9 protein-coding genes are annotated in these 13,006 nt (G+C 58.8%); all 9 read right to left on the minus strand.

The window, feature by feature from the left end:
* Positions 1 to 33: 33 nt before the first annotated feature.
* Entirely contained in the window at positions 34 to 1,098 is a 1,065-nt protein-coding gene (locus AC8GFZ_RS07845) for an amidohydrolase family protein (RefSeq protein ID WP_506644031.1), read from the minus strand.
* 140 nt (positions 1,099 to 1,238) lie between these two features.
* A complete protein-coding gene (locus AC8GFZ_RS07850; RefSeq protein ID WP_506644033.1) occupies positions 1,239 to 5,981 on the minus strand; it encodes an MBG domain-containing protein in 4,743 nt (1,580 codons plus the stop codon).
* An 11-nt stretch (positions 5,982 to 5,992) separates the two neighbouring features.
* Positions 5,993 to 7,654, minus strand: coding sequence for a ShlB/FhaC/HecB family hemolysin secretion/activation protein (locus tag AC8GFZ_RS07855; RefSeq protein WP_506644035.1), 1,662 nt, complete (start codon positions 7,652 to 7,654; stop codon positions 5,993 to 5,995).
* An 86-nt stretch (positions 7,655 to 7,740) separates the two neighbouring features.
* Positions 7,741 to 8,430, minus strand: a complete 690-nt coding sequence (locus AC8GFZ_RS07860) for a response regulator transcription factor (RefSeq protein WP_506644037.1) — start codon at positions 8,428 to 8,430, stop codon at positions 7,741 to 7,743.
* The gene (locus AC8GFZ_RS07865) at positions 8,415 to 9,044 is read right to left on the minus strand and encodes a sensor histidine kinase (protein WP_506644039.1); all 630 of its coding nucleotides are present in this window, start codon (positions 9,042 to 9,044) and stop codon (positions 8,415 to 8,417) included. The genes AC8GFZ_RS07860 and AC8GFZ_RS07865 overlap by 16 nt, the downstream gene beginning before the upstream one ends.
* A complete protein-coding gene (locus AC8GFZ_RS07870; protein ID WP_506644041.1) occupies positions 9,045 to 10,310 on the minus strand; it encodes a 7TMR-DISMED2 domain-containing protein in 1,266 nt (421 codons plus the stop codon).
* A 165-nt stretch (positions 10,311 to 10,475) separates the two neighbouring features.
* Positions 10,476 to 10,673: a hypothetical protein gene (locus AC8GFZ_RS07875; RefSeq protein ID WP_506644043.1), complete on the minus strand. Its 198-nt coding sequence runs from the start codon at positions 10,671 to 10,673 to the stop codon at positions 10,476 to 10,478.
* A gap of 105 nt (positions 10,674 to 10,778) precedes the next feature.
* A complete protein-coding gene (locus AC8GFZ_RS07880) occupies positions 10,779 to 12,500 on the minus strand; it encodes an ArnT family glycosyltransferase (protein WP_506644045.1) in 1,722 nt (573 codons plus the stop codon).
* Positions 12,497 to 13,006 (minus strand): GtrA family protein, encoded by a 510-nt coding sequence (locus tag AC8GFZ_RS07885; protein ID WP_506644047.1) that lies wholly within the window; start codon positions 13,004 to 13,006, stop codon positions 12,497 to 12,499. Before AC8GFZ_RS07885 ends, AC8GFZ_RS07880 begins: the two co-directional genes overlap by 4 nt.

Genomic DNA, 13,006 nt, shown 5'->3' on the forward strand with positions numbered 1-13,006 from the left:
CTCCTTGTGCAATCTAAATGACTATGGCCTGCATCACTTGGCGGGCGGAATGCTGAACAAACGCTCGGCATTGGTTTGGAAGAACTTCATCTTCACATCGTCGGACATGTCCATGGCGTCCAGGATGCGCACCTCGTCCACGGCGTACTGATAGGGGTAGTCCATGGCATAAAGCACCCGGTCCACGCCCACCAAGTCTTGGGTGAACTTGATCGCCGCTTCCGATGCCACACCGCTGTTGGTGATGTGAAAGTTTTCGCGCAGGTACTCGCTGGGTTTGCGCTTGACCGGACCCATCGATGGGTAACGCTTGGAGTTGACCGTCGCGCGGTGCATGTAATCCAAGCGATAAGACCAAAACGGCAGCGCCTCGCCCATGTGCCCAAGCACAATTTGCAATTTAGGGAAGCGGTCAAACACGCCCGATGTCATCAGGCGCAGCGCGTGCAAGCCGGTCTCGACACCAAAGCCATAAATCGCACCGTCCAGTCCCGCTTCGATGAAGTGCTGAATCATGCTGGCCGGCATGGCATTGGGGTGCAGGTAAATGGGGGTGCCCATCGCCTCGGCAGCCTCAAAAATCGGCCAGAACTTGGTGTCCGACAGGTACTCGCCGTGGGTGTGCGAATTGATGATCACCGAATGCATACCCAATTGGTTGACACCGCGCTCGATCTCTTTGGCCGAGGCCTGCGGGTCTTGCGGTGCCACCGAAAGCATGCCGACAAAACGGGTGGGATGGCGGCGCACGGCAGCGGCCAAGATGTCGTTGGCCTGGGGCATGAAGCCCACCGCGGTGTCGCGGTCCAAAATTTGTACGCCCGGCGAGGTCATGCCAATCACCTGCACGTCAATGCCCGACTCGTCCATGTGTTGCAAACGCACTTGGTCCAGGTCTTGCAAACAACGCATGATGTGCTGCGCCCGCTCGCTGGGGCTGCTCATGTAAAAACCCATCAGGTGCTGAAAACCCGGGTCCACCGGCGGGGTGGCCAACACCTTGCGGTACAGCGCCAGCAACTCGGGCGGTGCAAACGCCTCTTCGGTGGCAATGCGGCGGTACAAAGCGGGAGATGGGGGCTGGTTGGGTGTGCTCATGGTCAATACAAAAGTGCGGTTGAACGGCCCAGCCTAGGATGGGCGGGTTGCGCATTATGCCGCCGCTGTTCCAGCGTTGCCGTTTGGGGGGAAAGGGCCGTGGGCACCTGGCGCTGGACCCAGCGGCACCCGCAAACGCTTTAGCGCAAGTCGATCACCACGCCATCGAGCTGGGCCAGCATCACCCGCGACTCTCGGCCCAGGCTGGTCACGGCAGCAGCCAAAACGGTGTTCATGTCCGACTGCGCCACCAATTTGGCGGCAGCGCTGGGCGCGACGATGACCATGCGGTTGTTCACCAAACTGCCTTGGAACTCCACCATCGTGCCGTTGCTGTTGGCCACCATGAAGGTGGTCAGCCTGTCGTTGAACACCAAACGCTCCGATGAAGGCGGCAAAGGCGGCGCATCGGCAGCCCGCAAGCTCACCGTGTCAGCGTTTTGCTCAAAGGCCACGCCTGCCGAAATGGGCTGGGCGTTATTGCCCCGCAAGATGGTGATGGCCAATACCCCGGTGCCCGATGGTGCTGAAGCGGGTGCGATGACACTGGAGACCGTGAGCGCGGGGCGCGGCGCTTCGGAAGATGCAGTTGGCGCTTGAACGCTGGCAGTGGCGGGTGCAGACGTGCTTGCCTGCACAGGGGCCTGGGGCAATGCGGGGGCCACCAGCGCTGTGCTGGCGGGTGGCGCCGCTGTTTCAGCCCGGATGGTCGTGACCGGGGGCACGCTGGGGCCACTCGCCTCGGCTGGCCGCAAATAGGCCACCTGCTCCCCTTGCAAATTGGTGGCGGCCGCAAGGCGCGGGCCCACGTTGGTGGCAGGTCTGTCTTTGTCATCTGGGTTGTCAGGGTTGTCCACATTGGCAGGTGAGCTGCTTGGCACCAGGGTGGCCACCACTGGCGGTGGCGGTGGTAATTCAGCGACGACCGGCGACTGAGGGGCTATGCTGATTTCAGGCGAAGGACCTGGCGGCACTGGCACGACCAACGCCACAGGCGGGTTGGTGGTGACGCTGATCACCGGGCTGTTGACCACCGGCGCGGCCAATGGCGCGACCTCTTTAACCACCTTTTGAACCACCAAGACAGCCTCACTGTCGGCGGCTTTGGCAGCTTGGATGGTCAGCGTGCCATTGACCAAGTTGCTGAAGTCGTAGTTGCTCGCCGCCAAGGTGCCCACACCCGCGGTGATGGTGGCGTTGCCCACTGCGGTGGCGGTCGTGGCCGTGGTGCTGGCGCTGCCTGCGCCACTCACGCCCGATGTGGCCAAGCTTTCGCCGTTGACAAAGCCACTGACCGTGGCACTCAGGGTCGGGTTGGCATCGCCGTAGGTTTTGATGGCGTTGTTGGCCGTGACGGTGAGTGGCGCTTTGTTAATGGTCAGCGTGCCATTGACCAAGTTGCTGAAGTCGTAGTTGCTAGCCGCCAAGGTGCCCACCCCCGCGGTGATGGTGGCATTGCCCACTGCGGTGGCGGTCGTGGCCGTGGTGCTGCCTGCGCCGCTCACGCCCGATGTGGCCCAGGTTTCGCCGTTGACAAAGCCACTGACCGTGGCGCTCAGGGTCGGGTTGGCATCGCCGTAGGTTTTGATGGCGTTGTTGGCGGTCACCGTCAACGGGGCCTTGGTGATGCTGAAGGCTTGGTTATTGGCATCAAAAGTGATGGCGTAGTTGGCAGCTTTGATGCCAGTGCCAAGCGCAACGCTATAACTACCCACGTTTTCACCCGCGGCGCGAGTGAGTGTGCCCGTGACATCAGCCAACGTGTCGCTGACTGTCGTGCTACCCAAAGAACCAGCGGTGATGGTGGCGGCCAATGTTAGATCTGCGTTGCCGTAGATTTTATTAAGCGGTGTTGCGGTTAGCGTGATGGGACGGGGAGTGATACTGAATTGACCAGCACTTGGCGCCAATGTGAAGGTGTAATTTGTTGCGCTGAGATTCGCAACTGAATATGTGTAATTGCTAGCAGCTTCACCAGCCAAACGACTTAACGCGCCAGATAGGCCTGCGATAGTTGTATCTGCCCCAGCCAATGTTGAGGTCGAATAACTCAGTACTGGATCCAGAGATCCGTAGATTTTTGACTGGTCAATCGTTGGTGTGACAGTCAGGGGCGCTTTGGTCACTGTCCATGTCACTGCGCTCGTCTTAGGAAATAAAGCGTGTGTAGTTGATGAAAGGCCGGAACTGTATGTCAAGCTGTAACTACCAGCAGCAGAAGTATTCGTTGGGGCACCGTTAAATGTTGCTGTACCAGTGATGGTCGTATCTGTCGTTAAAGCACCGGCGGTATCGTAAATAAGATATGAAATCGCTGGCGTTGAGCCATACACGCTAGAGCATGCGCTGGTACATGATGACGCATCTGAAGCAGACACAAATTCATAGCTTGTTTTGACTGACCTAACCGTCGTCATGGTTGGCGTACCTTGAAGATTCAAAGTCCCTAAGCCTGTTTTAACAATGTCATATACGTCGTTATTTAGAGTGCTTTTTATAATTAATGTATTCGCCGCACGCGTCACATTGATTCGTGTTGTTCCGCTAAGTGTGATTGAGCCTGTGTAATTGAGGGTCGCGCCATTATTCTGGCTGTTATCTAGTGCGCCGGTTGCGTCGTTCACACCAAAGCCATTTAAATTCAGCGGTTCTGCAACTGTGTTGGTAAATCCGTTGGCACCGCCGGCAAAAGACAGTGACGCCCCTGATCTAACGGTTGTGCTTCCCACACTTGAACCTAGAGGGGTTGAGCTTGCGCTAGCCATAAATGCAGTCAATTTCCCTTCGTTGACATACACGTCGCCAGTAAAAGTATTTGAGCTCTGTATCGACCAAGTACCAGTCCCAACTTTTGTAATGGTGCCAGTTCCAATGTTCAGAACTGCAGTTCCGCTGAAACTACTTGAAGTGCCAGTCCCACCCAATATCAAGGAATAATTATTGCCAATAACTTGGGATGGAGTATTTATTGTGATACTGCCATTTCCAATTATTGTGGTGTCGCTTTCAAGTGTGATTGATGCAGCAGCGCCTGTCACGCTTGCTGCGGTTACGCTTGAATTTTTTAACGCTCCTGTAGCGTTGTAACCAGTACCATTTAGAGTGATTGGCCGAGCGACATTTATTCCATTTAAGTCCAAAGATGCACCACTCATGACAGTTATGCGGCTCGTGGAAAAAAATGCATTAAGAACTGATGGAGACAAAGTGCCTTGTTCTACTAAAGTGCCAAGCGAGTAGGTGTTGACATTGCCAATCGTAAGTGTGCCAATTCCTGTTTTAGTGAATTTACCCACGCCAGAAATGACCCCGCTATAGGTGGATGCACCAGCCTGGTTAAAAATTAAGCCGCCGTTTCCTGCTACACCCATGTTGAAATTGCCGCTGCCAGTCACACCCCCTGAAGCCGTTAACTTAAGAACACCTGTGTTGTTCCAGCTCACGTTGTTGTTGACATTGATGTTGCCAAGTGTGCCTGTGGTTCCCGACGTGTTCAAGATTTCCACGGTGTTTCCAGCCGTGATTGAACTGCCGAGTGCTGCGCCAGTGATGTTGCCGCCAGTGGCTGCAATCGTGAAATCAACAGGGTCTAGTAACCAACGACCACCCGAGGCACCCGCGCCGCCCATGCGAATGGTTGCGCTGTCTGCAATGTCAAGCTTTGAACCAGAGGTTTCGATCTGACCACCCTTGGTTTGCTCGCCATGCCCTTGCGCGACGACCGTGCCGGCGATGGATGTGTGGCTGTTCGCGTTGTGCACATCACTCCACAACACCACCTTGCCGCCATCCCCCTTGTCGGTGGCACTGGCATCGATGGTGGCACCCGCCGCCATCGTCACCTGGGTGGCTTGGCGCATGTCGCCGCTGCCTTGCCAGTCGCCGCCCACCAACACCGTGCCGCCGCCTGTGGGGCCTTTGGCTTCGATCTGGCTGGTGCTGGCCAAGGTGATGTCATCACCTTCCAAAAATATTTTTCCTCCTTTGCTCACCAAGCTGTTGGCTTCTAGGCTGCCGCTGTTTTTGATCACACCCGCTTGCAGCTTGTTCAGCGCCACCGCAGACAAAATGATTTGCCCATCGGGCGCTTGCACGGCCAGTTTGTTCTCGATCAGCGTGGCAATGGTGCTGGGCGTGGTGGTGATGCCCGCCAAACCACCGCCTTGCACTTGCAAGCTGATGGCCTCGCCGGCTGCCAGGGCCACCGTGCCCGCACGGGCCACCACCACACCGGCGTTTTGCACCTCGGGAGCCAACAAGGCCACATAGCCGCCCAAGGCCGCGCTGATGCGCCCTTCGTTGACCACTTTGCCCGTGGCACCGTTGCGCTCAAACAGGTATTTGCCCGCCATGAACTGATCGTCGCTGATGCCGTGGGTGGTGGCCACCAGCGCACCCACATCCACCGATGCCGTGGGCGAGAAGTACACGCCATTGGGGTTGCTCAAAAACACCTGGCCGTTGGATGTGATGCGGCCAAAAATTTGGCTGGGGTTGCTGTCGTTGACGCGGTTCAGGGTGACGGCTTGTGCGTTGGGCTGCGCAAAGTGGATGCTGGCCGCACTGCCTAAATTGAAGCTGTCCCAGTTAATGACCGCACGTTGGCTGCTTTGGTTGACTGTCATGGCCGCAGCTTGGGCGGTGGCAGTTTGGCTGATGGTGGCGTTGCCGCGTGCCACCGTGCCGCCTGTGGGCAACTGGGTGGTGGCCGGTGGCGACTGTGCGCCCGCACCGCCCGTGAGGGCCAAGCCCATCACCACCGAGGCCAGTACACCGCCACTGGCCGACTTGACTGCACGCTTGCCCGCCGCTTTGGCGGTTTCGGGCACGGCCTGCCAGCACTGTGCCGACTCCGACCAACGGGTTTTGTGGACGCGGTTCATGCGGCTATTCCTTAAAAAGCCACACTCGCCACGAGCCAAGCGCGGTTCAGGCGCAGGGTGCCGTCGTTGTCGCTGCCGTTGCTTTGCGCGGCGGGGTTGTTGCCCACACGTTGGGCCAGGCTGGCCTTGATGTCCACGCCCTGGGGGCTTTGCCACCCCAAGGACAGGCCTGCCCCCTGCAAGTACCAAGCGGCAGGGCTGGCCGCTGCCGTGAGGTTGTTGTCCACATTGGCCTGCACCCGGCCATGGTCGTAAAACGCGGCCAGGGTGAGGTGGCTGTCAAAGCGTTGGCGCAACTCCAAACTCAGGGTGTGGCCCATGCTGCCACCGGCCTCGCCGGTGGGGTAGGCACGCACGCTGGTGGCGCCACCCAGGTAGATTTTTTCGGACGAGTCCAGGTTCACATTGCTGGCCTGCGCAGTGGCGCTGACATGGAGGCTCAAATTGGGCCTGAGTTTTTGCAACCGGCCCAAGCTCAGGTTGAGTTTGGTGTACGAAGCATCATTGGTTTTTTGGCCGGTGGTCATCACGGTGCTGGCGTTGCTGGTGCCACCACCGCCCCACCCGTCCATGCGCTGCCAACCCAGGCTGGCGTTGTAGACCTTGATGCCATACGAGGTGGTCACGCCATTGACCGTGTTGTCAAAGCGCTTGTCGTCATAGCTGAAAGCCAGGTTGATGTTTTGCACCAGGGTGCGCAACAGCGGGTAGCTGATGTCCAAGCCCAAGGTGGTGGCTGCGCCGTTGGGGTTGAGGCTGGCGAATTCATCGGAAATCACGCGGTAATTCAGGTTGGACATGTGCACACCCCAGCGCCAACCGTCACCACCGGCAGGCACGGTGTAGCCCAAACGCTGATAGTCCACGCCCTGGGTTTTCATGGCGTTGATGGCCAGCGCGTCGCCCATGCGTGCCGGGCTGTTGACGGCCAGGTTCACACTCAGTCGGTCAGCACCGGTGCGCAATGAGCCTTGGTTGTCCACACTGGTGCTGCCCGTGAGCAGCTTGTCGTCGGTGGCCGCCAACACCAGATCGGTTTCGCCATCGCGCTGGCCGGGGACCAAATGACCGGTGACACCCACACCGGGCAGGTCGTCGAGCAACAAAAGCACGCGGTCCAGGCGGCGTGCGTACAAGGGCTTGCCATTTTCAAGCTGGCCCTGGGCCATGCGCACCAAGCGGGTGGCTTCGATGCGCAGGGGTTGTGCACCCGGCAAAGACACGGCACCGAACATGGCCTCAACGATTTGGATGGTGACGATGCCGTCTTTGATTTCTTGCTGGGGCAAGTACGCCCGCACCATCCAACCGGCCTCGCGGTAAGTGGTGGTCACCGCATCGGTGGCCTCTTTGAGTTGGTTCAGCGACATCACCCGATCGGTGAAAGGGGCCAAGGCATTGAGCAGTTGTTCGGTGCTGAGCAAGGTGTTGCCAAGCAACTTGAAGCCGCGCACTTGCACGGTGGCGTCGCTGGGGGTGACTTGTCGTTGGGGACCGGTGGGGCGCAGTTGCACACCGGGCACCGGTAGCGGGGCCACCAGGTCGCGCTCGGTTTGGCGCAGGATCGAACCGGCATCGATGTTGACTTGGGCGTGCACGGCCACGCCCGAAGCACTGAGCATGGCCAGAACCAGAAAAATACGACAGGGCAAATAGGGGGTTGAGGAGGTCATTCAGCGGGATACACAAGATCCAGCTGAAATTGTTAAAAAATCGATAAAACTTTTATTACCGCAAACTACAAACTCATACTTACGGGCTACATAACTGTCACGGGTGTGGTTAATTGATAACCGATGTTGCGCAAAGACTCGATGCAAGCGTCTTGCGCCCCGGCATCGGTGAGCTTTTTGCGCAAGCGCACCATGCGCACAGCCAAGCTGGCTTTGAAGGCCTCGTCAGCTTCGGAGCCCAACAAATCGGCGAGTTGCCAAGTCTCCAAACGCCCGGCCGGGGCGCGGGCCATGGCGGTGAGCACCAAGGCCTCTTGGGTGGTGAGTTTGACGGCGGCCAAGGGTCCTTGCAAATCGAGTTTGTTCAGGGTCAAGGCGTCGCTGGCCATGTGCGACAACGTAGCACTTCGCCGTCGAGCAAAACTGCGCAAGGCGGCAAACAACTCGGGCAGGGCGACGGGTTTGGTGAGGTAAATGTCGGCCCCATCGTCATAGCCTTGCAGCTTGTCGTCCAGCGCCGAGCGCGCCGACAAAATGATGATGCCCACCAGTGGGTGGGTGCGGCGCACACGGCGGGCCAGGCTCAAGCCGTCTTCGCCAGGCAAGTTGATGTCGATCAAAAAAGCATCCACATGGTCGACACCCGACTGGTCTTCCAATTCCTCGGCGCAGGACAAACCCGTGACGCGATGACCCGCGTTTTGCAAGCCGGCACACAGCAAGCTGCGCAAGTCGTCGTTGTCCTCCACAACAACAATGTTCAGGTGGGTAGCCATAGCTCAAACCTCACATGGGTGTCGTCGGGCGCATAGCGGCAAATGCCTCCCAACAGGGTGGCCAGACTGGCCACCAAAAACAAGCCCAAGCCCGTGCCTGAAATGGATTGCGCACCTGAGCTGCGGTAATATTTTTGAAACACCCGGGTTGGGTCGGGCCAAGACGCCAACCCAGGTTTGTTGGACACGCTCAGGGTCACACCGGGCACCCCAGACGGGTTGGCTTGGGCTCGCACCGACAAGGTCACAGCTTGCGCAGGGTCGCCATAACGCAGTGCGTTGTCGATCAAGTTATTGATGATGATTTGTAGACACTGGTAATCGGTTTGCACTTTGGCTTTGCCGATGGGGTTATCCATGTGGATGCGCTTGCCTGCATCCCCGTGCTGGTCGATCAGATCTGCCAGCGCGTCGCCCAAGCGCACGACTTGCATGTTGATATTGAGCTTGCCCAGAGCGATTTGGTCGGCACTCAGACAGCGGTCCAAAATATTTTTGATGATGCCCACATGGCGCGCCACATAGCCTTTGGTGGCCATGTCTGTGCTGCCTTGTTGGGCCAAGTCGATCACGGCCAATGGATTTTTCAGCTCGTGCATGAGCATGGTGAGCATTTAGCTTTGCTCTTCGCGGCGCAGTTTTTCGAGTTGCGTTTGCTGCTGAGACAGCAAAAGGTCTTGGGCGTATTGCACATGGGCCAGACGCAACTGACGGGCGCGCAACTGCATCAGCACCGTGACCATCAGGCCAGACACCACGGCGTAAAAAGGCAATCCGTTGATCAGCAACTCATTGCCCGAAAACACACCCAAGTAAGGCATGACGCTGAACACCAGCAAAGCGGAGACCGCGGTGTAGTAGGTGACCACAATTTTTTTGTCCAGCAAGGCCGCTTGGCGGCGCGGATCGTGGCGGGATTTATCAATGAACACCATGGCCACAACCAACAACACCAAAGGCGAAGCGGCATTGAGCAGCATATTGGTTTGGAGCGCCCACAAAATATGGCCGCTGGCCAACAACACACAAGCCACCCCAGACCACATCAACAAGGCATGGATGATCCAGCGTGCCCAGAACGGCGGTTGATATTCGCTCAAAAACCTCTTTTCGTACCAAATGGAAAACCCGGTCGCACCCACGGCCAACCAGTTGTAGCCCGAGTCCAGGCTTTGGGCATCGATCAACCCATCCAAGAAGAAGCGGTGAAAGCCAAAAAACGAAGCGGCATAGACCCAATACACCCCATGGCGCACCACAAACACCCCATACAAACTGTCGGGCTGGTTGAGCCAATGGATGAAAACAAACAAGGTGAAGAAACCAATCAAGGCCAGCACCAGGCAATAGGCCATGAGCATGCGGTACTCGGCAACCATCATGTCGTCGGTGCTCAAGGCCTCGATATTGAACAAACTGGTGCTGGTGGTCTTGAACCGCAACCACACGTCGCGCGGCGCGTCGCCTGGGGGGATGACAAAGGTATAGGTGAGTGACTTGTACTCTTCGTCGCTGTAATTGGTGCGATCGCCCACCACCCGTGGGCGCTCGCTGGTATCGAGTGGGTCGTACAAGCGGATTTCGTCCAGGTAAACCGGTCGGATGCGCAATATCAGCTTGTCGTTGGCTTGGCGTGGCTCAGTCGGCGTGATGCGCAATTTGACCCACACCGCAGCGGGTGTGTAGCCCCGGCTGAGCACACCGTTGAAAGGGGTAAAGCTTTGCTGTTGAACATCGGCCCACGCCATCTGCCCCGAAGCGTCCTCCCAATAACTGCGCTCGGTGATGTGGTCCAAGGCCCAAGCCGGTGCCGACACACACAGCAACCAAACCACACACAGCATGGTTTGGAAACGGGCGAAGCAAGGGGGTAAACGCATGCGGACTGAATGGCTCTGGTGGAAAGGGCGCGAGGTTAACAAACCCCACACAAGCCTTTATTACCGGGCATTACACCCCAAGGATCAGGGCCTCACCGCACCCGCAACAACCACTCGCGCTGCAGCAACCAGTCTTGCGGTTGCCACAGGTTGTCGAAGCGAACTTCAAGGTCTGGATTCTTGCTCTCGCAATTTGAGTAAATCTTCGGCCTTTAACTCAACATCTTTGCCATCCACTGACACCAGGATGCTGGTATTGGTTTTGATGGCCAGGTCTTCCGCTGATCTAGCGGCACGAAGCATGGCCGCGTAAGAGCCCGCCAAATCTGGGTCAGATGAAGTGCGAATGTCTTTGGGGTTCATTTTTTACTCCAGTCAATCAGTTTGGGTGGGCGGTGATAACTATCAAACAGGGCCCACGAGTCCACCACATGACTGTAACGCTCATGAAAATTGACCAGTTGCGCCTCACCGCACCCGCAACAACCACTCGCGCTGCAGCAACCAGTCTTGCGGTTGCCACAGGTTGTCGAAGCGAACTTCACCCGGGGCGTGACGGCCCTTCAAGTCCCAGCGTTGGTCCAAACGCTCGCAGCGCGCAGGCCAGCATGTGGGGGTGGCATCGGGCGTCGGCGCGATCCAAATGAACACACCAGCACCGGCAGGTGCCTCGCCACGGCCCCAGGCTTGGCTGAGGGTGTTGTCGGGCCGGTAACGGTGGCCGGGCAGGAAAAACGCATAGGCCTCATACGTGGCATTGAAGTCGCTGGGCACCACCACCGTGGTGGGGGCCAGGGCACGGGCCGCGTCGGAACGGTACTGCCCATTGGGCCCGTTGAGGGGTGCAAACACCGCCGTCAAGCTGGCATAGGTGAACAACACCGCCGCCAGCGCAGCCGCCGGGCTGTGGCCACGGCGCCAAGCCAACCACAGAACGGCGCCCAGGCCGGACAACACCGCCAGTGCCACCACGCACCACTCAAGGGTATTGGCCACGCCCAAGTCGCCGAGCACCCAGCCCACCCGGCCCAACCACAGCAAGGCGGGCAGCACCAGCAACGCCACGGCCGCATGGGCCCAACGCCCCAAGCGCGGCAACACCAAAGCCAAGCAGATGGCCAAAGCCGGCAAGGTGGGAATCAGGTAGCGCGCCGACCGCTGGCTGGGCAACAAAAACACGCACCACCACACCAACATCCACAACACCAAAGCCCCCACCACACTGCCGCGCCGCCAAGGTGCACGGGTGCCCCACCACAGCGCGGCCAGCACCCAGGGCGCCAAAAACCCGGCATTCAGCAAAGGCGATAAAGCGTAACTGCCCAAGCCTGAAAAGCTGAACAGGCTTTGCCAATAGCCCTGGGCGCTGGCCATCTTGCCGGCGTTTTCGCCCAAAACAAATTCTTGCCACACGGCTTGCGGGTCGGGGTCCAGCCACAACCAACTGGCGATCACGGCCAGCGCCACCACCGACATCAGCGCGGTGCGCCAAGCAGCCGACCACCAGGCAGCGGCATGCAGCGTGGGCGACCACCACAAGCACCACACGGCCACGCTGGCGGCCACGGGCGCGATGAGGGCGAACGATTTGTAGGCCAAGCCCAAACCCACGGCCACACCCAACAACACCCACACCGCCACCGAACCCGGTTGGCGCAACACCCAAGCTTGCTCTAAACGAGGGGCCCCGGGCTGGGCGGGTTGGATGTGCCACAGCAGCCACCACATGGGCAAGCCAAACCAAAAGGTTTCGGCCGCGCTGGTCAGGTAGGGGCGGCCGTAGCGAAAAGTGCCGATGAAGGCCAGATAAATCAGCACCGCCCACAGCGTGGTGGCGGCGCTGACACGCAAACGGCGCAGGGTGGCGGCCATCAGGGCGCACACCGCCAAGGTGTAGATCACGCTGGGCAAGCGCAGTTGCCACAAGCTCCAGTCGCGGCCCCAATCGCCCGCCACCAAGGCCTGCCAAAACAACAACGGCGGCTTGGTGTTGCGCATGCCCGGCAACTCAGACTGCAAGGGCAGCCACTGCCCGGCTTCGGCGGTGATGCGGGCGATGTGGGCGTAAACCATTTCATCGCCATTGCGCATCATGTGGTTGCCACCCAGGCCCCACAAGTACAAAAACACGGCCAACACCAACAGCGCCCACAGCCAGGGCATGGGGGTGGGGCGTGGCAGGTATTTCACGGCGGTGGGCGGCGGCGGAAGGTCCACCGGTCGTTGGCCACAAAGTTGCTGATGCTGGCCACCACAATGGCGATCAGGTTGGCCAACAGGTAGTACATGTGGCCCGACAGCCACAGCGTCAGCCCATACTGAATGCCAATGCCCAACCACGAAGCCAAGGCATAGGTGACAAAGCGCGTGGCGGTGGCGCGGTCCAGTGCCAACACGGCTTGGTCTGCGTCCAAACGGTCCGACCACGTCCACCAACTGTTCCAGCAAAAGTTGTTCACCGTGGCCAAGGCAATCGCCCCGGCCAGCGACAAATACAAGCGTTGTTGAGCGGGCTCGATGCCGCGCAGCAACCACTCTTGCAACACATACAACACCAGCATATTGACCACCGTGCCGCTGGCACCCACCACGGCAAAGCGGGCATAGCGCCAGCGCAAAAACCACATCACCAAGGGCCACAAGCGATCGGCCAAGGGCCCGATCAGCGGCCAGTGAGAAAAGGGTGAAGCCTGCAT

This window comes from Limnohabitans rimovensis (SeqCode) (assembly GCF_965234775.1).
Taxonomy (GTDB): Bacteria; Pseudomonadota; Gammaproteobacteria; order Burkholderiales; family Burkholderiaceae_C; genus Limnohabitans; species Limnohabitans rimovensis.

Excerpts from the sequence above, each read along its gene's own strand:
- AC8GFZ_RS07845 (WP_506644031.1), bottom strand. The coding sequence starts at position 1,098 with ATGAGCACACCCAACCAGCCCCCATCTCCCGCTTTGTACCGCCGCATT.
- AC8GFZ_RS07850 (WP_506644033.1), bottom strand. The coding sequence starts at position 5,981 with ATGAACCGCGTCCACAAAACCCGTTGGTCGGAGTCGGCACAGTGCTGG.
- AC8GFZ_RS07855 (WP_506644035.1), bottom strand. The coding sequence starts at position 7,654 with ATGACCTCCTCAACCCCCTATTTGCCCTGTCGTATTTTTCTGGTTCTG.
- AC8GFZ_RS07860 (WP_506644037.1), bottom strand. The coding sequence starts at position 8,430 with ATGGCTACCCACCTGAACATTGTTGTTGTGGAGGACAACGACGACTTG.
- AC8GFZ_RS07865 (WP_506644039.1), bottom strand. The coding sequence starts at position 9,044 with ATGCTCACCATGCTCATGCACGAGCTGAAAAATCCATTGGCCGTGATC.
- AC8GFZ_RS07870 (WP_506644041.1), bottom strand. The coding sequence starts at position 10,310 with ATGCGTTTACCCCCTTGCTTCGCCCGTTTCCAAACCATGCTGTGTGTG.
- AC8GFZ_RS07875 (WP_506644043.1), bottom strand. The coding sequence starts at position 10,673 with ATGAACCCCAAAGACATTCGCACTTCATCTGACCCAGATTTGGCGGGC.
- AC8GFZ_RS07885 (WP_506644047.1), bottom strand. The coding sequence starts at position 13,006 with ATGCAGGCTTCACCCTTTTCTCACTGGCCGCTGATCGGGCCCTTGGCC.